Origin of the sequence: Viridibacillus arvi (genome assembly GCF_001274945.1) — a bacterium.
In the GTDB taxonomy this organism is placed as follows: domain Bacteria; phylum Bacillota; class Bacilli; order Bacillales_A; family Planococcaceae; genus Viridibacillus; species Viridibacillus arvi.
Map to the genome: position 1 here is coordinate 385331 of NZ_LILB01000001.1, position 25299 is coordinate 410629.

Consider the following 25299-nt stretch of genomic DNA (forward strand, 5'->3'; position numbering starts at 1 on the left):
CGTGAACTCAGCTCTTTATTATCCATCAGCCGAAACACCGTTCTAACGGCTTATGCGGATTTGGAGCAAGAAGGCCTTATCTATGCGGTAAAAGGAAAAGGAAACTTTGTAAATCAAGTAGAGACCTTCAAATCCCTATCTATCGAGTTGAATTGGACTGAAAAAATCAATGAGCAAACCTTTTTGGCAGAAAAATTGGACCTCATGAAGCATGGAGTGCGCTGGAATAAGGAAATGATCTCATTTACTAGTATCGCACCCGATGAAAAGCTATTTGATGTAGAAAATTTTAAAAAGGCCTTTTTAAATCGGATGTCCATTGAAGGAGACATTGTTCTTAACTATGGCTATGCAAAGGGCTATAAACCACTTATCGACTACCTGCTTCACTACATGGAGAATAAGGGGGTAGACATTAGAAACAAAGATATTTTAATTACCAATGGCTTCACGGAAGGTCTGGATCTTCTCTTATCCACTTTAAATAAAAAGACTGGCCGTCTTATTTGTGAAAATCCAACCCATCACTCTGCCCTTAAGCTCTTTCGATTACATGGCTTTGAAATCGATGGAATTGATATGGAGGATGACGGTGTCAATGTTAGGAAGCTAGAAAAATGCTTATTAAAGAAGGAATATGATTTTGCCTATTTCATTCCGTCTTATCATAATCCAACTGGAATCGTAACATCCTCTGAAAAAAGGAAGAAAATCATGGATCTATTTTCGACCTATCAGCTTCCTATCGTTGAAGATGGATTTAATGAAGAATTACGTTACTCGGGATCACATCAGGCTCCATTGGCTGCCTTTGCTGGATTCGGCAATAATGTCATTTATATCAGCAGCTTTTCTAAGATTCTTTTTCCTGGCTTGCGGGTTGGATGGATTTTAGCAGACAAAGAGTTGATTTATTACTTGGAAAGTATGAAAAGAGCTCGAACGGTTCATACGTCAACTTTAGACCAAGCGGTGTTATATCAATATTTAAATGATGGCTATTTTGAGAAGTATATAAAAAAAGCGAAAGCAGTCTATAAGAAAAAATATGAACTAGCTATCCATTATTGTAAGCAATATATTCCTTGTAAACGGATAACAGGTGACGGTGGACTTCACCTTTTTATAGAACTAGATAACAACATTGATTCACAAAAGCTTTTAGAAACATGTTACCAAAAGGGAGTTGTTTTTTCGCCAGGCAATGTTTTTTACACGGACAGTAGTGGAAAGCATACGTTACGATTAGGATTTTCTAGGCTAAACGAAAGAGAGATTATTCAGGGAATTAAAATCATAGGGGACACTTTAAAAAATAATTTTGGAGGTTAAAAAAATGAGAGTTGGCGTCATTATGGGAGGGGTTTCTTCCGAGAAGCAAGTTTCGCTTATGACAGGTGAAGAAATGATGGTTCATTTAGATAAAAATAAATATAAAATTATACCAATCCAAATAGAGAAAAAAGAAGATTTAGTGGAAAATGCGAGGAATCTTGACGTTGCGCTACTGGCGCTACATGGCAAGTTCGGTGAGGACGGCACCATTCAAGGTACCCTTGAAACCATGGGAGTTCCCTATACAGGGAGCAGTGTCCTATCCAGCAGCTTATGCATGGATAAGAATATCTTGAAAAAAATCATCAGGTATGAAGGGGTGCAAACACCGGATTGGATTCACCTTATGAACATGGAAGAACTTAATATGGATGAACTAGACAAGATGGGATACCCAGTAGTTGTGAAACCTAATTCAGGTGGTTCGAGTGTAGGAGTAAAAATTGTTTATGACAAAGAAACAGTACAATCTGCGATTACTGAAGTATTCAAATGGGATTCCGAAGTTATAATCGAAAAGCTTATTACGGGCGAGGAAATCACTTGTTCAATATTGGATGGAAAGCTTTTACCGGTGATTTCCATTCGTCATCAGAGTGAGTTTTTTGATTATACCTCGAAATATAATGATGTGGCTACCATTGAAGAGGTGGTCCAGCTCCCGCCCGAAACACATAATCGTGTCGCTTTTGCAGCGATTTCTTGCTATAAATCATTGAAATGTAGCGTCTATGCCCGAATAGACATGATGATTAAAAACGGGGTCCCTTATGTGTTGGAAGTTAATACATTACCTGGGATGACGAAAAACAGTCTGTTGCCAAAAAGTGCTCAATCAGCAGGTATCCCTTATCATCAGCTACTTGACTTGATCATTGAAAATTCACTTAAAGTAAAGTAAGGAAAAATGATGATGAATAATAACATAGACATTTAATTAAACCTAAAAAATCAGAGCCCTTCTACATTTTAATAGTAGAAAGGCTCTTAAAAGTGGATTGAAAACCGATTAACTTCATTCATAATGTTTCATCAACTTCTTATTACTTACAAAATATTAATCAAAATTAATACGAAGAACATAACTGTCATAAATATCATAGTTACCAAAGATGCTATTTTTGTGTAGCGAATCACTCCGCTCGATAGTTCGGGTTCTTCTTTATACATCCACCTTTTCCCCCATAAAATGCTTTCCTCAGGTTCAAAATAACTCCATATTAATAAACCGTATAAAGGAAGCATTAGAATAAATGTAATAATAATTTCAGCCACCATTAACAATCCCCATCCCCCCCTAGCCATTTTCTTCTTCACTATACAAGGTACGTAGTGTAGTTTAAATGGGTTCAAAATTTTGGATAAAACGCTATTTTATTTATTCGAAGGAGGCGTAATTCGCACCTCTTTTGAATTCATTTTCGCAATTACAACAACACCTAAATGGGTTATCATTTCGATGATTTCAGATCATCTTTATTGCTTTCTGAAGTTTTTCCATTACATTTGATAAATCTAATATTGAATTAGTTGTATCAAATTCCCCGATGTCCAAGGAGTGATCTGCATTTTGGACAATCTCTATCTCTAAATTTGCATAACTTAATTTTTCAATTTGTTCTAAATTGAAACGTGGATCTTTGTCTCCGATGATTAATAACCCTTGATGTTCGCTACTTACAATTGAATTAAAAATCAATTCTAAATTTAATAGTGGAGTAAGTACAATCATCTTTGACTTTAAAAATTCTTCTCTTTTCATTAGGTCAAGAGCCATTGGAATTGTTCCAAGCGACTTTCCTAAAAAAATCGTTTCATTGTATTGACCATTTTTTAAAACATCTAACATAACAGGGGTTATATCATCCATCATTGCTTTAGATACTTCCTCAAGAGTCTTTTTCAATATATGTTCACTATAGGAGTAATGGATATGTATAATGTCTATTTTATTTTGAAACATCATCATTGTTGCATAATAAAATAGTGGCTTGTCGTAATTGTATCCTGAGCCTGAGAACATAAAGCAAACTGTTTTGGACCCAGTTTCAACATGTGTATAACTTATTGTGTTGTCGATCGTTTGTACATTCTTTTTATTTACTTTCATCAATTTCCCCTCCAATGTATTTGTTGTATGTTCCGTCTCAAGTGCCATAATATCCTTTGGTTCGAACAGGTTCGAGGAAGTTCTAAGATGTTCTACTATAGACTGAACGAAATCTGCTATTTAGAGTAGCTGAAGGATATTTGATTAACATTCGTTATGGATATCTACTTTAAAAAAGTATGAATTTCATATATTTCTTTTAGATACAAATATGCGAGTTCACTTTCCATTATATACTTAAATTGGAAATAAAACATTTTAATTGGCAAAAATAAAAGGTTCAAATCCTAAGCGATTTGAACCTAAAATTAACAGTTTAATTGGGTTTGTACACTTTAACTGAACCCTCTACAAAGAAGAAGCAGTTCGCTTGTATTTCTAATTTGTAAAGCATGAACGTAAATGCTATTTTCCCATCATTTATTATTCTTCAATGTCACTTCTATAGGTAAATTAAGTTCTGCTTTATTTTTCGAGAAAAAGACGTTAACTCCATTTTCTAATTGTATATAATCTTGAACTTTTACTTTATTATTTATTTCGATAGTATCGTCTGTAAGTGATATACCCCAAATGATACTCTCACCATCCTCTAGCTCGTGATATATCCATTCTATTGGATCACCTTCATGATCCTTCCTCTTCCACACCTCAGAGTTCATTTTACCGTTATAACTAAGTATTCCATCTTCAAAGTAAAAGATTTCAATCGATTTACGATTCGGATCCGAATAGAAAAAGGTTTTCCCATTTTTGATTGTAAGAGATTCGATTAGCTCATCGCTTTCTATATATGTATCAAGTGCATCTGATATCTTTTGAGCATAGTAATTATTATCAAAATTAATAGTAGGTTTGATTGAAAAAGTTAGTAATATTAAGATCATCATTATAAAAAAAAGTAGAATAATCGTCTTCTTAATCATGATTATTAATCACCTCTCTTCACCTTCTCAGATTGCATAACTTTAAGTAATTAATAAAATGAATGCTATTTTATATTTATCGATATTAGTAGTAACTTATGCATTATCATTAATAAATTTTCTCTACTAAAACGTATGAGTTCAAAAAAAGATGAGTGACAGTAGTCACTCATCTATCTAGTCCCATATAAAATATTTTTAATCCTATATATATAAATAATGTATAATTTCTTAACAAATATTGGTCTATCACACGTTTTTATAAGATGTATAAACTTCTCTATTCAACTGTCCAATTGATAAATAATCCTGCGTGTGCTAAACCCCCACCGAATCCGTATAATAAGATCTTATCTCCGTTCTTAACTTTGCCTTCACGAACCCCTTGATCTAATGACAGTGGTATTGTTGCTGCTGAAGTATTACCAAAATTCACTAAGCTATATAATGTTTGCTCAAGAGGAAAATCGCTCTTCTCACATATTGACTCAATCATTCTTAAATTTGCGCTGTGTGGGACAAACCAATCTACATCTTTTAATTCCATTGAAGCATTCTGCAATACCGTTTTCATTCCTTTTGGTACTGTTGTGACAGCCCACTTATAAACTGCTCTACCATTTTGAACAAATTTTCCATTGTCTACTATTTCTTCACCATTCATCATGTTTGATAAATTCGAACAATATAAGCTCTTGCCACCTTCACCTTCAGAACCAATATGTGAAGAAATGAAACTCGGTTGTTGCTCATCATATTCTAAGAGCACTGCTCCAGCTCCGTCTCCGAATAGAATACATGTAGCTCTATCTGTATAATCTGTAATTCTAGATAAAGTTTCAGACCCAACCACTAATACTTTTTTATTTAATCCTGATGTGATCATCCCATTAGCTACATATAACCCGTACGTAAAACCAGAACAAGCTGTATTTAAATCAAAAGCACCAGTATTCTTTATGCCTAACTTTGCTTGAAGTGTAGAAGCAACACTTGGCGTTTTGAAATCAGGAGTCATAGTACAAACGATAATCAAATCCACATCATCGACAGATTTATCGTATCGCTCCATTAGATTTCGTACAGCCTGATAAGCTAAATCACTTGTAAACTCATCTTCTCTTGCCATTCTTCGTTCTTTTATTCCTGTACGTTGCACTATCCATTCATCATCTGTCTCAACAAGTTTTTCTAAATCTGTATTAGTTAATGTTCGTTCAGGTACATACGAACCGATAGCTGTTATTCTCGCTTTTGATTGAAACATAAAAAAACCTCCAAGTTATTTATCTTAATCATATTAACACTTATTTATAGCACCTGGTACTAAATATTATCAAATAAATATACTTTTTATGTTTTAATGTAATAGTTACCCTGTTTTTATTAACTAATACTAAGTGATATTAGAAGAATAACTAGTCAATAGTATGTTTGAAGATACTCCTGAGTTTTTCAAAACTGCAAAAAAGAATTCGTTTGGTATTAACGAATTCCTTTTAATTAGGCTATTTTAGAGGTATAGGGGTTACTTTTAAACAATCATTTCAATGATCATCTATCGGTAATGTATTTTTAATGACATCACTATACTTCGTACTTATTTCTTTTAAATCTTCTTTTCCAATTTCTAGTACATATCTAATTTTAATCTTGTCGTACTCTGCTTTGGTTTTTGTTTTCTTTAATCTCGTCTTACCAATATCCCCTTTTTGAAAGGTGAAAACTGTAGCATTCTCTCTATACATCATATCTGCGGTTTCTACAATTACTTGATTACTCTCCATTGCCTTACCTTTATAAAAATCAACATTTTCAACATCAAATGATTCATCTGAAATGATTTCTTCTTTTGTTGTTTCATCATTTACACAACCAGTAATGACAAATGAGGATAAAACCAAAATAAATGCAGATATTCTCTTCACCATTAATGTCTCCTTCCCTGCAATATGATTATTTAGAAGTCATATATACAAATTTGATGTAAGTATTTCTAAATGAAATGTATTCTATAATTAAAACCATTGAAATTGAAAAACGATTGTTGCTGTTATATACATATTGCCCAAATTATACTTGCACTAAAAAGGGAATATATAGAAAATTTACATTGAAAAAGTTTGATCCTTTGTTTGATTCTTTAGCTGGTATAACTTTGACTTTTAAAATTTACTCGTGTTGCTTTAACATTTAAAATTTTGCTTTATAAACAAAATCTAATTGATATTTGACTTCAATAATCCATATCTTTATTTTACTTTCGTTCTTAATAATCCCTTTTTGCATTCGGCATCCTACGCATCTAAGCATAAAAAAAGAAACACAGTAGGAGTGATCTCCGTTCTGTGTTTCTTCCATTTCAAAATTTAAATATCTTAAGTTGAAATTGTTATAAGTTTTCATCAATATAGTTGCAACATTCTTGTTTGGTATGAAAGCACTCATGTACCTCATTATTTTGAATTTCGTAAAATTTATTCGTACGCTCCACCATGTAATTTTGAATCATAATATGTTCTCCAACCTGTAATTGCTCAATTTTTGTTAATAATGGATCTTCAGATAAGCCGTTTAAAGTAAAAATACTAATTTGTTCAACCATTTATACACCCCTAACAATGAAGAATTTACATTACTCAACTTTTCTTTGGATAGTATCAATCCAGTGTACATTTTTGATATTGCTTATTTAAAACACTCTCTTCATTATATATCCTTTCATGTAAAAAATTCAAAATATTGGGATAACTAAATGGATTTAGATTTCTACTTGAATAACTACGACCATGTTAAATCTATGGTCCTTTTATTAATTTATAAAATAATTCTTCATCTCCCGTGTCTAATGCAAAATCAATGAGCCACTCAAAATTTTTCTTTTCAATTTCAGCAATGAGCTTCTCCGTTTCTGGTGTTATTTGAGGTTCATTTAACTTTTGTAATTTCGTAACGAAACGACTTGTATATGTTTTAATAACCGCGATAAGGTTACTTTTTTCAGCGAGGTCTCGGAGGGTAAGTACTGTATTATTAGTGAACCTATAAATGGATTTATCATTTACAATGCAATTTTTATTTATATCAAATTCTATGCAATTTCCATTGGTTGACTCTAAAAAGTACAATTCACCTTCGATTTCAATCACAATATCACCTGCTAAAAAGTCCATAATTAGTGTTTTTCTGGAATTTATACGTATTTTACTTGGTTCATAACACAATACTTCCATAAGATCCTCTGCCTCCCAATCAGACTTTATATTTATTAATTCACGATGAAGTTCTATCTAATGATTTGAATTTTCAGACTTTGTATAATGTATTCCAAAAGAGTGACAACATCTAGTTGGTTTTCTTATACGACTTCGGTAAATTTAACAATTTCTAATCGAATCGAAAGCATAATCATATGTATTTTGTTTTAGACAATTACATGTTGTTCTAATACCAATAGAACTTCATTTATTCCATGCAACAATTTAATTTAAAAACCCCAAAATTATCCTTATAAATTTAGCGATCTAATGTTCAAGCAAAGTCAACTAGCTAATTGCCTTAGAAATTTGATGAACTAGATACCCTTTAGCATGCACATTGTTATCTGTATTTAGTAATTCACCAAAGCTTCCTCCCCTTTACAAGCTAATTTTAGGGAAAATTAAAAGGCCGAACTCTGTACAACAACGAGTTCAGACCTTATAAACGGGAAAATATTTACTTGAACAACTTCTTTGAATAATTTCCATCAACTGTTTCTTATGCATTTTCAACCTATTCCTTCGAATATTGTAGTAAATTTAAGATGCTATTTATACAGGACTCTTTATAGAATTGATGAAGCTCTTTCTCATTGGATGTTAACCATTGAATTAATGATCCATCAATAAGAGCTCTCATCATTTTTGCATTGGTCAACGTGTCAATCTCCTTGCTAAATACACCTTCTTTTTTGCCCAACTCAATTATCTCATTCCCAATTCCCCAGCAATTCTCATAAAAATTCATGTTTATTCTTTTATAATCTGCATTCCCATTTGCTTGAGCTAAAAAATCTAAATAGACACTGTAAAACTTTCTATTTTTTTGCGGTGAAACAAAAACTGCTTCTAAGTATGCTTTAAGTTTAGTTATAGCTGTTTGCTGTTGAGCTATCGCTTCTAATTCATATTTATAAATTTGATTTGTAATTGAATCTAGTAATTCCAAAAGTATATTTTGTTTGCTATTAAAATAATAGTGAACGACTCCTTTAGATACGCCAGCATTATCCGCAATATTTTGTAACGTGACGTTGTCATAACCCAATTCCGAAACTACATTATAGGCTGCTTTCATTATTTGTGTTTTACGTTCTTCTTCTTTCTTTTTCATCGTTACCTCCGTAATACTTAATATGACAATTATACATTAATTTAAACATCTAAAAAAATTATTTTGACCGGTCAGAATAATTTTGTTATTCTATAGTCGAAGTATAATAAAGGGGTGGTTCTAATGATAGATAGATTTAAAGCATTGGTAGTAAATAAAGATGATGATTTTACGGTTAAAGTTAATGAGCTAACTCTAAAAGATCTACCCGATGGTGATGTGTTAATTAAAGTATCTTATTCATCGATCAATTATAAAGATAGTTTGGCTACTATTCCAAACGGTAATATCGTTAACACTTATCCCTTTGTTCCTGGAATTGATTTAGCAGGTATCGTAGTTTCATCTAATGATCCACGCTTTCAAGAAGGTGACGAGGTTATTGCGACTAGCTATGAGATTGGTGTCTCCCATTTTGGTGGCTATAGTGAATATGCTCGCATTCCAGCTAATTGGATTGTCCCACTTCCAAAAGGTCTTACGTTAAAAGAAGCAATGGTTATTGGAACAGCTGGTTTTACTGCGGCATTGTCTGTACTGAGATTAGAAGAAAATAGTGTATCTCCAGAAAAGGGTAAGATACTAGTAACAGGTGCAACTGGTGGTGTTGGTAGCTTTGCTATCTCTATTCTTTCTACACTCGGTTATCAAGTTGAAGCAAGTACAGGTAAAGAATCTGAACAAGAGTTTTTGAGAAGCCTTGGAGCCACTTCAATTGTTTCACGTGAAGAAGTATTTGATGGGAAAATAAGAGCATTAGGCAAACAGAAATGGGCCGCTGCAGTAGATCCAGTTGGTGGTGAACCACTGGCATCTTTATTAAGCCAAATTCAATATGGCGGATCAGTTGCAGTAAGTGGATTAACGGCAGGGACAAAACTTCCGACAACTGTCTTCCCATTTATTTTAAGAGGAATCAATTTACTTGGAATTGATTCTGTATATTGTCCTATGGAAACCCGTTTGAAAGTATGGGACCGATTAGCGTCAGATTTCAAACCAGAAAAACTAGAAAAATTCATACAACAAGAAGTGACACTACAACAACTTCCTGAAGTTCTCCCTAATCTTCTTAAGGGGCAAGCAAAAGGTAGAACACTTGTGAAATTATAATAAAAAAGTGACGAGATATATTGATTCTCGTCACTTTTTTATGATTATTCTATTTAAACCTATAAAATTTTATGAATATTCCAAAATAAAACTTCAAAGTTTAAAGCCTGACAACATATTATAGTTTATCAAAATAACTACCATTTAATAATGCCACTATATCACCAATTGCACCTAAACATGCGAATATAAAATAGTAGCTGGCTGTTGTAATTTCCTTGTTAAAAAGTTCTTTAAATGCTTGAATAAAAATCTGCTCAAACTTAAACCAACTAAGTATCCAAGCAATTATTAAAAAACTAACAATAATCATTCTATTTAATCCTCCAACTTATTCTCTAGCCTTCTAAACTATAACAAAGAACAGTCAAGTACAATTATTCTTTAACATACACATGAAATTCGATGAACTAATCCTAAATTTATCCGTAGCAACTTGAGTGTATCATAATTCTACTCTAGCTTTTTAATTTTTCAGCAGTTCTTGGAGTAAATGTAACAATAAAACAGTATATTATAACAGAAGCAAAATTCATACGAAAACTCCTTTTAAGGTATTATCATATAATTATTACACCTGAAAACTAATAACATATAGTATATTATTGCAGGACTAAATACAGCTTTTCTTCGAATTAAGAAAAAAACACATTGGATAAATTATTATTGATCTTAAAGTCTTTATTTGTTGAAGATAGTTTATAGAATAACACCTGAGAAATCCCCTTTTAATACTTCTTTTTCATTTTGGTTTTTACATAAAAAGGATGCGATAATAGCTGTTCTATTATTTGCTTGGACTTCGTATTTTTCAATTTTCACTTCACAAATAATTGTATCACCCGTAAACACAGGTCTTAAAAATTCGAAATTCATATTTCGAGCCAATACATTATGATCTCCACCTACTTTTGTTGGTAGAGTTGCCGTTAATAACCCTTGAATTACAAGTCTCCCCTGTTCATCAGGTGTTCTATGATGAACTCCTTCATCTCCTGAAATTTCCGTAAATAATTCAACATCCCTTATTGTGAAAGTTCGTTCAAACGAAATGATATCTCCTACTTTTAATGGCATTTAAATCTCCCCTTTTAATTAATTGAGAAAGTCTTGATGTTTCCAGTCTATCGGTTTAATGTTCTTGTCCATCCAATTCTTTTGTGGTGCTTGGTATGGAGTGGTAGCGATTAAATAATTATTATGCCAACTGGCAGCACCTGAACGAATCATTTCATCGAGCAGGATTTGGATAAATTCTTCTGGCTGACGCTGGAAAGAATAGCGGGCAAAATCTTGGAACCAACCACACTTGAGTAGGTAGTTTCTGATTTCTTCTTTTGCCAAACCGTTTTTTATGATTAATGTGAATGAAAAAATCCTTTTGCAGGCATGCCATGAAATTTTTTCTGGTGTCTTTAGCCACTTTTTAAACCGTTCTCTTGCAGCATCGATAGAAGTCATAGGATTCTCTATCTCAGATCCATGTCCTGAATATGCATGATGAATACTGATTGTCGACAACTGATTCAAACTTTCAAGTGATAATTGGATTGATGAGACACCCTCTCGAAAAATATTTAACCAACCAATATCATTTTTATGAAAAAGATCCCCACATATTAATATCTCTTCTTCAGGTTCATATAAAGAAATATGTCCTAACGTATGTCCCGGTGTGTGTAAGACTCTCAAAATTCTACTTCCTGTATGTATTTCATCATTTTCCGAGAGCTTAGTATCAACTCGATATGGTTCAACAGGTTGATCTAACCATTCAGCACTACAAGATTCAGGGTCACAAGAATTAATTAAATCGGCGTCCCATTTATGAGCAGCTATCTTAACACCATAATTTTTTTGGAAATGATAATTTCCTCCTACATGATCACTATGATAGTGCGTATTCACAATTAGGTGTAAATCTTCTGGTGAAACGCCTACTTCTTTAATTAATTCCTCGGTCTCCTTCACATCACTCCCAAAACCAGTATCAATTAGGATAGGAAACTGATCTTTAATAAGAATCATATTGGCACTTGGAAATTTTCGTTCAAAGAAAATAATACTAGATTGCCCCATTAGTTATTCCTCCTTTAACATATGAACTAAACGTTGCTGATTTCGCGTTCGATAAATTGAACTTGCTGTATTTCCCGTAAGTTGACTGCACCCACAAGAATAAAAGGTGTTAAAAATAATAATAAAAATCTACATTTTTGAATTATCATTTTCAAACAATAGTTATTTACTACTTCGATATACTTTTTAAAATACCTCCTAAATACAGATACAACTATCACCTAATTTTCTTGGATTAATGCACTCTTTGTTAGTTAAACGAGATAATTTATTAAAGATTGGGCAATGAACTAAAACATACACCTAACATAATATAGAAATGGGTATGAAATATTAAAAAAAGGATGATGTATAAAATGACATTGTTGATATTATGAGTATTTCAATAATGGGAACTGGAACCCGTTCAGGTAGCAGAGGAATACCTGAAGACTGGGAAGATGATTTCTTGGACATTGATCGCTGGGAGAATGATGGCGGTAGTAGTATTCGGACAAGAAATGACTGCGGTCATGATAGGAAAAGTAATATCTGATTAGCATACTACAACTAATAATTTTTGATTGAGGAAGGCAATTAAGAAGCTCCTTTTATTTAATATTCCACAGCTATAGTGTAATAATCTTTTTTCTTTTAAACCAACAAGCTTCTCTTCAAAAAACAAAAGAAAACTCATTTACAATTTATCATTGCAAATGAGTTTTCTTTACTTAAAGCTAGCTCTTAAATTTATTTGTTTTGCTCAAGGAATTGGTATACCGCCATCATCTCTTGTTTATTCAACTCACGAATACGACTGAAAATTGGAATATATGCAACTGCCTCAAGATTTAAGCTTTTATCAACAACATCACTTACATTGCCAGTTAACCACGTTTGTACGTCAATGCCTTCGATGGTTTCCATACGACCTTCATCATTGATGCCACTTTCATAACAACTAACACATGGTACCGATAATTTATATACGCCATCATGGAGTCCATCTTCTGAAATTACTTTCTTCCCTTTACAGAAAGGACATTGATGGCTTTTTTTAATCTTATTAATTTGAGTGACAATTTTCTTGTAACCAAACGCTTCATAGACATAGGTAAGCTTTTTGTATTTTCCATTGGTGAAATACTTATCAATGATCGTTTCTCTCGTTTCGGTAATATTGTCAAAATCACAGATAGTAATTCGATTATTTTTGCTGATGGATTCGATATTGTCGCTAATACTGCCCCAGAATGGAAGGACATTTTGTAAAACCATTTCATAATGGGCAAAGCTTCCCTGCTCCAGTTCAAACATTTTTAGAGCAACTTGTGTATCTCTAGGTAATAGTGAAACATCTTCTGTCAAAGTCATGTCACTACCGACGATAGCCTTTAGTTTTTCAAGTATCGGTAACTTACCAACTGTTTTCATCACTTGATCAATAGGCTGCTGAATAATCTCACGAATATCCGTGTCGTTAAATTTTAACTGTTTATGGTGGTTTAGCACGGTTCCTTTACAGATTGGACAGGTAATCATTTCTTTGCTTGCTTTCATTTGCTCTTTAATGATCGATTTCGATACAACTATATAACGTCCGATAATGAGATTAAAGCCTTCCCAAGTCCTTCTTGCCTTGCCTGCTTTATCATAGAATGACTTTTCCCAATATCCATATAAAAAGGTGTGTTTTTCTTCTTCTGTCATGTCATTATAACTTTTACTTAGATCATGACCAAGCTCATTCTTAATCTCATCAAAGAGGAATTGCAATTTTGGATATTGATAGAATTTTAAAACCTTCATCACATCTGGATGGAATAGACCATCCCAGAATGGCACGGTTTTATCTTGAATAACAATATCAATATCAAATCTTTCTATCATTTGTCGGCCCGAGCAGGAAGGACAATGGTTTTCTTGATTATAGAAATCGAAGCTATTCGTATTTTTATTGGTCGGATGGACAGCCACAATATGGTTGATCAAGCCGCCCATTTCATATAGAAAACTATATTGGCTATACAAATGCCGTTCGAAATCAATGGCGATGACAGGTGCAATTGTTTCAGATTCGTATTCACCATAAATCAAACGTGCCATTGATGATAAGCTTTTTAAGATACCACCTTTATAGACGTTTTCAGCATTTTTAAAATAGGCAATATGATTTTCTGTTAAGTAGGTTACGCCATTTTGTTGATTGAGTGTTGAAGAAATTTGTATTGGAGCAATTCCTTCTTCACTGTTTTTTCGACGATTATATTCTTCATGACTGACAACATCTAAATGTCGCACAGGTGCAAGCTGTCTTTCACCAAAATCAACGATAAAATCAGAGTTTTCAAGCATATATGCATTATGTTCAATCATTATTATTGAGACAGATTCATCTTGCAAAATGCTTCTAAGACTATCGATGAATTGATTTAAAATATTTTGTGATAAACCTTTTGAAGGCTCGTCAAAAATAAAAAGTGTATGTGGGTTTCTAGAGTTGGCAAACAGCTCAGAAACTAAATGAACACATTGAAATTCACCAGTCGATAAAGACTGTGTTTTTCTCTCCAAAGTCAAATAACCAAGACCAAGTTTGATCAATAAACTCAAGCGCTTATGAGCAATATCACCTTCTGGGAGATCATCAATAATGTCTTCAATTGAGCGCTGAAAAATATCATCAATATCTTCACTATATTTTACGAGCTTCCGTTTAATATCAAGAAACGTCGCAACTGTTGAACGACTTGTAATCGATTGGTTTCGTTCCTGACCAACCATGACAATTTTATCTTTTGGATATCGCTTCAAAAAGTCATTGGCTATACATTCATTCACTAGAGTCGATTTCCCACATCCTGATTCACCCGTAAAAGTTACAAGTCTGTTTTTGGGAATCTGAATTTCTTCCATTTGAATATTACGACAGTACAGCTCTTTGAATTGATAGTATTCTGTTGGCGATGCCTCATTTCGTTCCCAAATGATTGGTTTTGGACGTGGTGATTCTTCGACAATTTTCCCGCCGTATTTCCCACTACCTGGACCAAAGAACAATTGCTCATCCGTTGTGTCAAGCACCGTGTCAGAATGATCAATGAGCCAAATTTGATTCTTATAGCCCAATTGTTTAATCTGTTCTAAAATTTTCAATAATGTTTGATGATCAAGTCCTACGGAGATTTCATCAATAATAATAACGGTATTTTCACTGGCTGCCATGAATTCTGCTAAGTACAGTCGTGTTAACTCTCCACCTGACAGTGTACCCATAATACGATTTAATGTTAAGTAACCAATGTTCATATTGATTATATTATTGAGAATATGTTGTTTACCTTCACTAATATTTAAAACTTCTGCAAGTGAAATAATAGATTCAATGCTTAAGTCGTTAATATCGGCAATATTATGTGGTTTATCAAATAAATCAATCGTATATTGCTCAACTTCTTGGTTATAACGCTTCCCTTTACACTTAGGACATTCGACATTTTTAGTAGTTCCGCGGCCTTTACAACTTGGACACCAGCCTAACTCATTATTAAATGAAAAAACTTCTGGAGACAGATTGAATTTTTCAGCAAGAGTTACACGAATGTCTTTAAATACGCCTGTATGAGTGCCAATTGTAGAACGTGGATTAGAAGAGATTGATGATTTACCAAGGAAAAGGACTAAAGGCATTTCTTCCATTTTGATGGCACTAAAATTTGTATCCATAATTGTAGGAAATAGATACTGATATTCAGCTTTTGGCAATAGAGAGACGAGACGCTTCTTGGATTCTTCGCCAATTGTTTGACAAAAAGTCGTTTTACCAGATCCAGACAAGCCAGCAATTCCTAACGATTTATCTACTGGTAGTACTGCATCTAATTTGTTAATATTATTCGCAATTAATTGATTGATTTTCATATTGATGCCCTCTCGATTCTATAATTTGATATTGCCATAATTGTAAAATTTCAATTGAATTTGTTGCGCTTTTTTGAATCGACATCCTCATATTTATTGTAGAAGGAGATTTCTAAAACCGTTTTGAAGAAACAATTTAGTGGTTCAAATCCAGCAACTTGTGCTCCTTTTTTAAACGTAACCCATACCGTGAAAAATGAGGCATAATGTGTATCTGAAAACGCCTGATTGTAGAAAATAGTTTAAAGAATATTGGAAGCACTTATATTGCGCATTTAAATTATATTTTGTTTTTCCATAAGGCGAGAAATAAAAAGGGCTTCTTTCTTGCTTCAAAAAGGCCTATTATCATAAAGAAAAAGCACAATTCTAGCTACAGAATTGTGCCCGATTGTTAAAGAATAGTTAATTAGTATAAATGAATAATAATTATCATTTCTATTTGATTGATATATTTAAGTACTATTACAGTTCTGCTAATACTTTTCCGAGCTGATCACCCATATTTGTCCAAGCATACTTAGCTCCCTCGATAGCTCCTTGGCGTGCTTTTGTTTCTTCACTAAATCCAGATTGATCTAGATGAAGATGGATAATTCCATCTGAACCTTTTTTCAAAGTCCATGTAATAGTAGTACTTTCCCCGGCACTTAACCAAGTGTAAGATAATGTATGAGGCTCGTCCACTTTAAGCACCTCGCAATCTACAATTCCATCCCACCACTCATTTGGCTCAGCTCGGAATTGGAATTTATGTCCTACGATTGGTTTGAAATCATTTTTCCATATCCATTTCGCTAGTGTATCCGAATCTGTTAGAGCATTCCACACCTGCTCGATTGAATTTGTAAATTGAAAATCTAATGATACATCTGGTTTCATTTTTTGTTCCTCCAATATAAGATTTAATTTGATAATTCTTTGTTTCCAGAATCCTTCGTAAAAAGATACCCAATCTTTTATTTCTTTCAAAGGAGTGGCATTCAACCGATATCTCGTCTCTCTACCAACCCTTCGAGCAATTACAAGATCCGCATCTTTAAGGATAGCCAAATGCTTAGAAACTGCTGTACGGCCCATTTGAAAATGAACCGTTATCTCGTGTAGGGGTAATTCTTCAACATCTGATAACATTCGAAGTAATTTTCGTCTTGTTGGATCAGCAACAGCGTCATAAACATCCCTTACTTGACTTTTATCGTTCAAAATCACCCCCACCTTTTCAATATTATTTCCTGTAATGTCGTCAATTAAACTTCATATTAACCTAATAGGACACCTTTTAGTGTCCAATTGATTATAGGACACCAAAAGGTGACATGTCAAGTTCACCTACTTTCATTATCTGGCCATTTAATAGAACAATAACTGATTTTCATGGAGACTTATTGCACTATAATCCCGCATTTCCTTAACGGTACTGGGAATAATACAGTCATAAAGAAATTACGAGGTGGTGAAATATGAAAAAGATTATTCTTTTGTTTTTAATTTCATCTTTTTCCCTGTTCTTTTTAACAGTATTTGCAATAGCAAATGATAAACCTAGTCCATATGAAAAAATGTATCCTGAGATTGGATACAAAACCGTAGTAGCAGCTTCTAATGATTTTGAGCAACATTATAAAGAAAAACTGGAGTTACCACTTAGAGTACCACCTATAAGTTTTACTCATAATTTTGGACGCTTTAATGATTTAGAAGGTGACAACAATGATTCATTTGAATTGCTTTATATTAATGATTACGCTTCTGAAAATCATTATAAAATCGATATTCGACCTATCAAAGCGCAGATTCCTAAAAGAAAGAAATATGTATTGAATACTTATGAACTTAAAAATGGAAATGAAGCAACATTTATGAGGATTTCTGGTTTTAATGTACTTGTTTTCGAGAGGGGGAAGTGGCAGTATATGCTAAGCATAGATAAAAGGGTTTCTGATATTGTGACACCTGAAATCTTAGTGGAAATAGCTAACTCTATTGACTATCCAAATAAAAAAGATGGATCGTAATTCTTGTAACTAGAGTAAAATAAAAAACTAAGTTAGATTTAGTCAGTCTAACTTAGTTTTATGTTAATTTGTCTTGTTGGCAATCAAAACTGCATTCAATATTAACAATCATATTAGTCTCTATTTTGACTTGTGAAATAACTAATAACATTAATAAAAGTAACGCCAACAATCGCTATAAATACATAGAAAGTAAACTTATCTCCACCTAAATTCAGTTCGTCCACAATGATTCCATTCATAAATAATAATTGAGTAGACAATATCACGTTGACGATAGATATACTTACAACAGTAAATGTATTAATATAGCGTTTTCTAACTTTTGGTAAGATGATTGCTATAAAAAGAAGTATTGATAAAAAAAGCATTGTTATAAAAAGTGGCCTAAATAGCGTAAATACCCCATCAATTTCAAACATTTCATATGTATACATTAATAACTCTCCTTTTATTTTCCCCCTGGAACTACTTAGATAAAACGATGGCGTATCCTGTATTATTCATACAGAATACACCAATCTTTACTTATATTTTTCAATAAACCCAATGTCATCAATTGGCCAAATCGTTATATCGGCATTTCCTACTATTTTATTCATTGGAACTAAACCAATGATTCGGCTATCTGTGCTATTTCTACGGTTATCCCCCATAACAAAGACATAGCCTTCTGGTATTACAGACATTTGCGTATATTCTTCTAGTGTAAAGTCTTCAGTTAGTGGACCTCCATCCAACAGACTGCTTTTATATTTGTTTAAATAAGGCTCATCATGAGGTTGTCCATTAATATATAATTGGTCGCTCCTATACTCAATATGATCCCCTGGTAAGCCTATTACTCGCTTTATATAGTCCTTGTCCTCAGTTGCATGAAACACAATAATATCAAAACGATCAGGATGACCAATTTTACTGACTATCATTCGTTCCCCACTTTCGAGAGTAGGCATCATTGATTCGCCTTCTACAATAATAGGAGTGAATAGAAAGAAGCGAAATATAAACGCTAGTCCAACTGCTATGAATAAGGCTTTTGTCCATTCCCAAAGAGAATTCTTTTCTGCTTTCACATTTGTCATTTATTTCTCTCCTTCTAGTATCACATATAAGTATGTCTTTTATGGAGGGTTTCATTAGTTTCACTCTTTGCCATTTGTTTAATATATGAATACAAAAACACTTCATTCATTCAATCCTTATTAATAACGGCTTTATTTAGTAAAATGTTCCAAAAATTTTCTGATAATATTTCATTCCATAACTTCTTCCTTTTACAAAACAAGTGATATACATGATAAGATAATAATGGTATATTATCCGTTTTCGATGTGATTAAACTACTTATTAAAAGGTAGAACAGATTTTGTGGAGAGTTACCTTAACAAATAACAACTTAGAGAGGTTTTTAAAATGAAAAAAACGAACATTCTAATGGCAAGTACGATGAGTCTTTCATTGTTATTAAGTGGCTTGTCGGCAACTAGCTCATCAATAACACCAGAAACAACGTCTATTACGGCTGGTACTGAAATGCATAGACATATTACTAAGGTTAGTGCACCTGTGAAAAAGATTCAGACATTGTACATATCAAACGTTCGTGCGAATGCAGGAACTAAATATAAAGTGATTGCTTCAGCGAAAAAAGGCAAAGTTTTCACTTCATATGCTACAAAAAAAGTGGGTTCTACAACCTGGCATAAGGTAAAGGTAAATAACAAAACAGGTTGGATTTCAAGTACTGTAGTCAAAAGCTATTCGAGTAAAACATTGAAAGTACCTTTTGTAAGTCAATTATCACCAGTGAATGCTCCATTTGGCTGTGAAGGTGCAAGTTTATTGATGGCTTTAAAATACAAAGGGTATTCAAAAGTCGGCTTACGTACATTTTTAGATGATATGCCAAAAGACAAAGGTGGAAATCCGTATAAAGGTTTTGCTGGTGGCAATCCTTATGCTAACCAAAATGGAGTATTCCAATCCATCTTCCCGAAACCATTAACGACTTATGGTAAAGAATATAGCAGTAAAGTAGCAAATGTATCTGGCTACTCTACTACTCAAATCAAAAAAGAAATAGACAAAGGCAATCCAGTCGTTGCCTACGTAACTTTAGATTTTAAAAAGCCAGTTTGGGCCAAGTGGAAAATGGGCAGTGCAGGTACAAAGAATATCGTTGATAATATGCATGTTGTTACAGTCATCGGATACAACAGCAACGGATCATACTATGTAGCAGATCCAAATAGTAAGAAGGAAAAATATTGGGTCAGTAAGACGAACTTTGAACGCGCATACAATGCTCTTCAATGGGGCGTTGTTGTACGATAAAAATAGTTAAAACAAGCACACTACTAAATTATTGGTAGTGTGCTTGTTAATTTTAGTTTTCATTTAGGGGTCTATATTTTAAATAACAAGGATGTTATTGCAACATATCATGATTAATACCTAAAATTAATACCGAAGTACTAAAAAATTCTCCTACTGCATCAAAAAAATCATACTGTGCAAAAATCCCCTAAGTTTTAATCATTTCATGCCCTTGTATTCCTAATTGTCGAATAGTCCTCTTCCCCTCAGGTTTGCGGAAACAGGTTCCTTTCCTATTTCACGTGCCCATATAGATAACTGACCAATGTGGTGAATTTCGTGGACAATAACATGACGTATAATCTCTCCGTGTGTACATTCAATGACTCGGTGCCTAATTGGCGCGTCTCTAGAACTAATCGGTTCTTCATTGAAATCAATTTCTGAAAGTTTCCGTGATTCCTTTTCATTTGTCCAAGATGTCACAAATGGTTTCACTTTCTTATGGTATTGAGCTGAAAGATTCTTCAATTTTTGTAAACTAGCATAATCCTCAAACAATGGCTCCTCAGGTACTGGTTCACCTCGTAAACCTAAGATCCACATATATTCCACATCTACAATGTGAAACAGGGTATGTAGGATGCTTTCGAATCCACCGACCCGCTTCTTTAATAGTTCTTCATCCGATATGTCTTCGCACCATGTAAACCACTCATCACGAACTTGCCAGTTATATTGAAATAGTTTCAACATCACAACAACCTCCATCCTTTAAAATTGCATTATTATTACATGCAGCAATCGTTTATACTATGCAACATCAAAGTGAGTCAAAACAAATTCATTAAGATAAAACAACTAGCAACATGGTTCTCATTTCTAGTAATGATCAGTGAAATCCATTAGTGTATACAAAATTTCAAAAGGATAGCTAAAGCGATTAAAAAATGTTTTTATACCCTTTTATATTGCTAATCGATTATATATATATTTCACTAGATTCCCTATTCTTTCATCTCTAAGACCGTCTCCAAAGCCCAGGACTACCAATGTAGAACTTAAATAATGTATTAAAGAAATTCTAAATCTAGTCATTATTATCTCCCCTTCATAAATTCCTGACTGAATTCATATTAACTTATAGACAGACAATCAGTTAGTCTGAGTGAGGATGATATAGTGAGTTTAATTTATGTTATTGGGTATGTTTACACTGTAGCTGGCTTTAGCGTAGGTGGCGTAATTGCGTGGATATTAAAAGGTGTTCAGAAGAAAATTGATATCATTTATGGTATTTGCGCAGGTTTAACTCTCGGTTTGTTAAGCTTTGAGATTGCTCCTGAGGCACTCATTCTTGGAAATTGGATAACTTTAATCCTTGGTTTCTTTGCAGGCGTGATATTGTTTCAAATTGCTCATAAAGTTTTGCATGTTTTATTTGGCGCAACTAAAAATCATGTGAAAAAAGGTGCGTTACAAACTGGGATATTGTTAATGCTTAGCATTACATTTCACAATTTACCTATAGGAATTGTACTAGGAGCAAACCAAAACTCTGCAGTCAAGGAATCGCTGTTACATACCATTTTACTGCATAATCTACCTGAAGGGATTATTGTATTTACCCCATTATTTATAGCTGGTCTTGGAGTCTGGACTTTGTTCTTTTTAACTTTGATCATATCACTACCAGTAGGCATCGGTGCTTACATAGGTAATTCAATTGGTATTGGCAATCCAATGTTTTGGTCGTTTGCTATTAGTTTAGCCGCGGGCACAATATATATGGTCACAATCAAAGAAGTATTACTTGAGTCTATTAAAGATTCTTCTGGTATTTTACTAATAGCTGTTATTAGTTTTTTTGCTATTGGTGGATTTCTTTTTCTTATTTAACTTTTAAAAGAATAAAAATTCTTGTGTGAGTTGAAGTTAATAGAACTTAGAAAAAAAGCTGGTCAATATACCAGACCAGCTTGCTAAGATTATTTAACTAGCACCATAATAATTAAAAATACAGGTATAAGAAGTAGTTGCAAAATATTTCTTATCAACACTCCATTCTCTTTATATAAACGCCAGCCAAATAATAAATCCATACTAGAAAATAATGCCATGAAAGCACCAAAATAAAAATAGCTGATCGCTACTCTATCCAATTGATGGATATTTATTAAACTTAGAGTAACTACAGGGATCACTATTGAAACAATTATTCTAAAAGGAGTCTGTTTCACTCTTACTTTAGGAAAGGTAATATTAAAAACTCGATTTAAAAGCATTTTGATTAAATATTGAAAAACTAAAACTAGTCCTAATCCTAGAAAAATATTTCGCCATTCATTATTTTGTTCTTCGATTTCCATTAAATCTTCAAGTATTAAAAGATCATTTAGTTGAAACATTTCACGTGTGTCCCAATTTTGCACAAATAACTCTTGAGATGTATTTTCAAATATTTTTAGTTTTATTTCTTGACCTTTAACAACTATTATTAAATCTGCAATAGCCGATAATTGTTCATTCTCTATTTGTGCTTTTTCATTATTTTGTATATGAGTGATAATCGAATGTATATATGAGGGATCTGTTACTTTTTGTACATTAAAATAAGCTTTTGATCTTTTGCCATAAAACTTTGTATTTTTTGTTTGGTTATTTTCAAGACCTAGCGTATAAATTGCTTCAATCTGTTGACTCGATACTCCTTCTAACGCCATAGATGCACTCTGATATGGTTTTTCACTATTATTTGGACTTAAAGTAAGTACTGTGATCAAAAGCACAAAACAAGTCGCGATGAGGATAAGAGGATATTGGAGTCGTGTCCAAAAATTCGACTTTGTATCCACCTCTTCAATTTTTTGTAGTAATTCATCATAAGTTTCTTGCTGTTTACGTAAATTACGAGGAGGATTCTTTAACTTATCGAATTCTGAATCAAAGTTCTGTGACATATGTATATCCCCTTTCCTCATATATCTTCTGCAATGCCTTTAAAGCTCTAGCAGTATTGTTTGTTACTTGCTTTTCAGAGCATCCAAGAAAATCAGCCGATTCTTTGATACTCAGCCCATCAATCTTTCGTAAAACAAGAGTTTCTCTATATGGCAGTTTCAATTCTTTAAGTGCCTCATATAAATTAGCAACTGCTTCTCCCCGTTCTAGAATATCGCTGGGCGTATCTTTTTCAACACGATCATCCGTATTTACAAATGGTATAAACTTTACAATTTGCTTGCGTCTAAAATGATCATAAACAAGGTTCCTAGCAATACGCTTTATCCATGTTTTCACATCCGCTTCTTCACGAAATGTATCAAACTGTTTATACGCCCTATAAAATGTTTCTTGGGTCAAATCCTCTGCCAATTCTCTGTGTTGTATGAGATAAAATATGTATTGATAAATCGCATCATTATGTGTTTGATATACTTGTTGAAATGACATTTCGTCCATAAAATCCCTCCCTCTTAACTATAGACGAGTGAGCTAGAATTACTACTCAGTTTTATGTAGTTTTTAATTAGCTACGCTCACTTCTCATTTCATATGCCTCCGTTCTATAATTTCAACTAAGCCGATAAACTAAAGAAAAAATATTGAGGTGTTTTAATAAAATGAATTTGCAATCTCTTTGCCAACAAAGTGCGCAAATATTAAATGGCACAGCAAATATGCAAAATGGTGTGTGCTCAATATCAGTTAAAAGGAATCTGAATGTCACAATTCAAGGGCGTCCATCTCATGGAGCAGTACATGCTGGGGTAACTTTTGAATCACTTGATTATTCAGGTAATGCGCTCAATCTTGGGGAAGTTGTCGTACTTGATAGTGAGTTAACCCCATTTGTAAATATATTAGTTAAAAATGGGTTGATTGTGAGCGCAATTCATAATCACTGGATATTTACCAAGCCCAATATTTTATATGTTCATTTCCAATCAGTAGAGCCCCCTTTGTCTTTTGCTAGAAAAACTGCAGAAGCTTTCACTGTTTTAAGCCACTAACACATAGTTTTTTATACGTCATTTAATATACATTCAAAATAACGTCCATAATTGTTGCTTAGAAAGTTTATAAAACCACCTCTTTGGTTAAGCAAAGGGGTGGTTTTATACCGAAAAGAAGAGAAGTCAAGAAGGTGAAGATTATTAACCATGATTAATAAAGGTTATTGCCTTTTCTGTCGAAGTAAAGAACTAGGATAGTGACATTAGTTTATTTGGGAGCTCGTTTTTACCATCGTTTAATTGGAGAATTACTATTTTAGCAATGGTAATAGTACTATCTCATATAATGTAAGGGGATTTCTTATGATATTTGATAATCAAAATAAAACAATAACCACTAAAAGGCTAGTACTAAGACTCTTTCAAAAATCTGATGCAGTAGCTGTTACTAAACTTTGTAATAACTATAATATTTATAAAAATACATTGTACCTACCCTATCCATACTCTCTAGAGGATGCTATATCATGGATTGAACATCATCTTGATAATTTTAATGCAAATAAATCATTTGAATTTGCTATAACAGATAAGCGTACTGGAGAATTATTTGGAGCTATCGCGCTATCTAACAATCAACAGTTTAATAATGGTGAAATCGCATATTGGATTGGTGAAGAATCTTGGGGAAATGGATATGCTACAGAGGCAGCTCAAGCTATATTACAATTCGCATTTGAAGAAAAACAATACCATAAGGTTTTCGCTCGTTACTTCAATTCAAATCTAGCCTCAGGAAGAGTTATACAAAAATTAGGCATGAAACAAGAAGGTATATTAATTGACCATGTGAAGAAAGAAAATCGATATGAAGATCTAGTATATTATGGAATTATTAACTCAAGAGGATAATAAACGTATATTACAAAAGGCTATTCTATGAATTTTAAGGAAGGAAAAAACAACTCTAATTTTTTTCTTTAAAAGTCAAGTTATAAGCTTAAACTATAAAGATGACCCTATTTACTACAAATTAAATCAATCTAATGTTGCAGTAATTTAAAAGGAGCTTATTTCAATTATTTATTGTACATTAAAGCCTATTTCTTAAACTACTAGGTAATAAAAGATATAGGTTGTTTTCTAAAAGATTGTTGCTATTCAACTAA

The 25299-nt window shown here is 33.0% G+C and carries 27 protein-coding genes and 1 pseudogene; 9 read left to right on the forward strand and 19 right to left on the reverse strand.

Going from position 1 to position 25299, the window contains the following annotated elements:
- A partial coding sequence (locus tag AMD00_RS01780) for an aminotransferase-like domain-containing protein (protein WP_053415387.1) occupies positions 1-1332 on the forward strand: 1332 nt, incomplete at its 5' end.
- 4 nt (positions 1333-1336) lie between these two features.
- On the forward strand, positions 1337-2236 hold the full coding sequence (locus AMD00_RS01785; protein WP_053415388.1) for a D-alanine--D-alanine ligase: 900 nt from the start codon (positions 1337-1339) through the stop codon (positions 2234-2236).
- Between the two features lie 146 nt (positions 2237-2382).
- On the opposite strand, the gene AMD00_RS01790 is transcribed toward AMD00_RS01785, so the two are convergent.
- The 8 genes from AMD00_RS01790 to AMD00_RS01825 form a co-directional block, all read right to left on the reverse strand.
- On the reverse strand, positions 2383-2613 hold the full coding sequence (locus AMD00_RS01790; RefSeq protein WP_053416748.1) for a hypothetical protein: 231 nt from the start codon (positions 2611-2613) through the stop codon (positions 2383-2385).
- Between the two features lie 187 nt (positions 2614-2800).
- Positions 2801-3445: an alpha/beta hydrolase gene (locus tag AMD00_RS01795; RefSeq protein ID WP_053415389.1), complete on the reverse strand. Its 645-nt coding sequence runs from the start codon at positions 3443-3445 to the stop codon at positions 2801-2803.
- Positions 3446-3861: 416 nt separating this feature from the next.
- Positions 3862-4335 (reverse strand): hypothetical protein, encoded by a 474-nt coding sequence (locus AMD00_RS01800; protein ID WP_169786296.1) that lies wholly within the window; start codon positions 4333-4335, stop codon positions 3862-3864.
- Positions 4336-4651: 316 nt separating this feature from the next.
- Positions 4652-5638: a ketoacyl-ACP synthase III gene (locus AMD00_RS01805; RefSeq protein WP_053415391.1), complete on the reverse strand. Its 987-nt coding sequence runs from the start codon at positions 5636-5638 to the stop codon at positions 4652-4654.
- A gap of 280 nt (positions 5639-5918) precedes the next feature.
- Positions 5919-6302: a hypothetical protein gene (locus tag AMD00_RS01810; RefSeq protein ID WP_053415392.1), complete on the reverse strand. Its 384-nt coding sequence runs from the start codon at positions 6300-6302 to the stop codon at positions 5919-5921.
- Positions 6303-6763: 461 nt separating this feature from the next.
- On the reverse strand, positions 6764-6976 hold the full coding sequence (locus AMD00_RS01815) for a hypothetical protein (protein WP_053415393.1): 213 nt from the start codon (positions 6974-6976) through the stop codon (positions 6764-6766).
- A 193-nt stretch (positions 6977-7169) separates the two neighbouring features.
- The gene (locus AMD00_RS01820; RefSeq protein WP_053415394.1) at positions 7170-7604 is read right to left on the reverse strand and encodes a hypothetical protein; all 435 of its coding nucleotides are present in this window, start codon (positions 7602-7604) and stop codon (positions 7170-7172) included.
- A gap of 541 nt (positions 7605-8145) precedes the next feature.
- Positions 8146-8745 (reverse strand): TetR/AcrR family transcriptional regulator, encoded by a 600-nt coding sequence (locus AMD00_RS01825; protein WP_053415395.1) that lies wholly within the window; start codon positions 8743-8745, stop codon positions 8146-8148.
- A gap of 123 nt (positions 8746-8868) precedes the next feature.
- Between AMD00_RS01825 and AMD00_RS01830 the strand changes: the two genes are divergently transcribed.
- A complete protein-coding gene (locus AMD00_RS01830) occupies positions 8869-9858 on the forward strand; it encodes an NADPH:quinone oxidoreductase family protein (RefSeq protein ID WP_053415396.1) in 990 nt (329 codons plus the stop codon).
- Between the two features lie 118 nt (positions 9859-9976).
- Here the strand turns inward: AMD00_RS01830 and AMD00_RS01835 are convergent, their stop codons facing one another.
- The 3 genes from AMD00_RS01835 to AMD00_RS01845 form a co-directional block, all read right to left on the reverse strand.
- Positions 9977-10171, reverse strand: a complete 195-nt coding sequence (locus AMD00_RS01835; RefSeq protein ID WP_053415397.1) for a hypothetical protein — start codon at positions 10169-10171, stop codon at positions 9977-9979.
- Positions 10172-10557: 386 nt separating this feature from the next.
- The gene (locus tag AMD00_RS01840) at positions 10558-10935 is read right to left on the reverse strand and encodes a hotdog domain-containing protein (protein WP_053415398.1); all 378 of its coding nucleotides are present in this window, start codon (positions 10933-10935) and stop codon (positions 10558-10560) included.
- A gap of 18 nt (positions 10936-10953) precedes the next feature.
- Positions 10954-11937 carry an MBL fold metallo-hydrolase gene (locus AMD00_RS01845; RefSeq protein WP_053415399.1) on the reverse strand — a complete coding sequence of 328 codons (984 nt, stop codon included), beginning with the start codon at positions 11935-11937 and terminating at the stop codon, positions 10954-10956.
- A 373-nt stretch (positions 11938-12310) separates the two neighbouring features.
- Between AMD00_RS01845 and AMD00_RS23400 the strand changes: the two genes are divergently transcribed.
- Entirely contained in the window at positions 12311-12472 is a 162-nt protein-coding gene (locus AMD00_RS23400) for a hypothetical protein (protein WP_169786279.1), read from the forward strand.
- A gap of 194 nt (positions 12473-12666) precedes the next feature.
- On the opposite strand, the gene AMD00_RS01850 is transcribed toward AMD00_RS23400, so the two are convergent.
- The 3 genes and pseudogenes from AMD00_RS01850 to AMD00_RS23800 all read right to left on the reverse strand — a co-directional run.
- A complete protein-coding gene (locus tag AMD00_RS01850) occupies positions 12667-15837 on the reverse strand; it encodes an ATP-binding cassette domain-containing protein (RefSeq protein WP_053415400.1) in 3171 nt (1056 codons plus the stop codon).
- Between the two features lie 465 nt (positions 15838-16302).
- A complete protein-coding gene (locus AMD00_RS23795) occupies positions 16303-16719 on the reverse strand; it encodes an SRPBCC family protein (protein ID WP_053416749.1) in 417 nt (138 codons plus the stop codon).
- Positions 16720-16857: 138 nt separating this feature from the next.
- Positions 16858-16971 (reverse strand): annotated as a pseudogene (locus AMD00_RS23800) (ArsR family transcriptional regulator); the annotation flags it as partial.
- A gap of 329 nt (positions 16972-17300) precedes the next feature.
- Between AMD00_RS23800 and AMD00_RS01865 the strand changes: the two are divergent.
- Positions 17301-17855 (forward strand): hypothetical protein, encoded by a 555-nt coding sequence (locus AMD00_RS01865; RefSeq protein ID WP_053415401.1) that lies wholly within the window; start codon positions 17301-17303, stop codon positions 17853-17855.
- A 113-nt stretch (positions 17856-17968) separates the two neighbouring features.
- Here the strand turns inward: AMD00_RS01865 and AMD00_RS01870 are convergent, their stop codons facing one another.
- Together AMD00_RS01870 and lepB are read right to left on the reverse strand one after the other, a co-directional pair.
- Complete coding sequence (locus AMD00_RS01870; RefSeq protein WP_053415402.1) at positions 17969-18292, reverse strand: hypothetical protein; 324 nt, start codon at positions 18290-18292, stop codon at positions 17969-17971.
- 87 nt (positions 18293-18379) lie between these two features.
- Complete coding sequence (gene lepB, locus AMD00_RS01875; protein WP_053415403.1) at positions 18380-18940, reverse strand: signal peptidase I; 561 nt, start codon at positions 18938-18940, stop codon at positions 18380-18382.
- A gap of 331 nt (positions 18941-19271) precedes the next feature.
- Here lepB and AMD00_RS01880 point away from each other — a divergent pair, with 331 nt between their 5' ends.
- Positions 19272-20192 (forward strand): C39 family peptidase, encoded by a 921-nt coding sequence (locus AMD00_RS01880; RefSeq protein ID WP_053415404.1) that lies wholly within the window; start codon positions 19272-19274, stop codon positions 20190-20192.
- Between the two features lie 222 nt (positions 20193-20414).
- Here the strand turns inward: AMD00_RS01880 and AMD00_RS01885 are convergent, their stop codons facing one another.
- Positions 20415-20930, reverse strand: coding sequence for a DinB family protein (locus tag AMD00_RS01885; RefSeq protein ID WP_053415405.1), 516 nt, complete (start codon positions 20928-20930; stop codon positions 20415-20417).
- Between the two features lie 426 nt (positions 20931-21356).
- Between AMD00_RS01885 and AMD00_RS01890 the strand changes: the two genes are divergently transcribed.
- Positions 21357-22073 (forward strand): ZIP family metal transporter, encoded by a 717-nt coding sequence (locus AMD00_RS01890; RefSeq protein WP_053415406.1) that lies wholly within the window; start codon positions 21357-21359, stop codon positions 22071-22073.
- A gap of 89 nt (positions 22074-22162) precedes the next feature.
- Here the strand turns inward: AMD00_RS01890 and AMD00_RS01895 are convergent, their stop codons facing one another.
- Both AMD00_RS01895 and AMD00_RS01900 read right to left on the reverse strand, forming a co-directional pair.
- On the reverse strand, positions 22163-23134 hold the full coding sequence (locus tag AMD00_RS01895) for a hypothetical protein (RefSeq protein ID WP_053415407.1): 972 nt from the start codon (positions 23132-23134) through the stop codon (positions 22163-22165).
- The gene (locus AMD00_RS01900) at positions 23118-23636 is read right to left on the reverse strand and encodes an RNA polymerase sigma factor (RefSeq protein ID WP_053415408.1); all 519 of its coding nucleotides are present in this window, start codon (positions 23634-23636) and stop codon (positions 23118-23120) included. Before AMD00_RS01900 ends, AMD00_RS01895 begins: the two co-directional genes overlap by 17 nt.
- Before the next feature lie 161 nt (positions 23637-23797).
- On the opposite strand from AMD00_RS01900, the gene AMD00_RS01905 reads away from it, so the two are divergent.
- Together AMD00_RS01905 and AMD00_RS01910 are read left to right on the forward strand one after the other, a co-directional pair.
- Entirely contained in the window at positions 23798-24187 is a 390-nt protein-coding gene (locus AMD00_RS01905; RefSeq protein WP_053415409.1) for a DUF1259 domain-containing protein, read from the forward strand.
- A gap of 306 nt (positions 24188-24493) precedes the next feature.
- Positions 24494-25042: a GNAT family N-acetyltransferase gene (locus tag AMD00_RS01910; protein ID WP_053415410.1), complete on the forward strand. Its 549-nt coding sequence runs from the start codon at positions 24494-24496 to the stop codon at positions 25040-25042.
- The last annotated feature ends 257 nt before the right edge of the window (positions 25043-25299 follow it).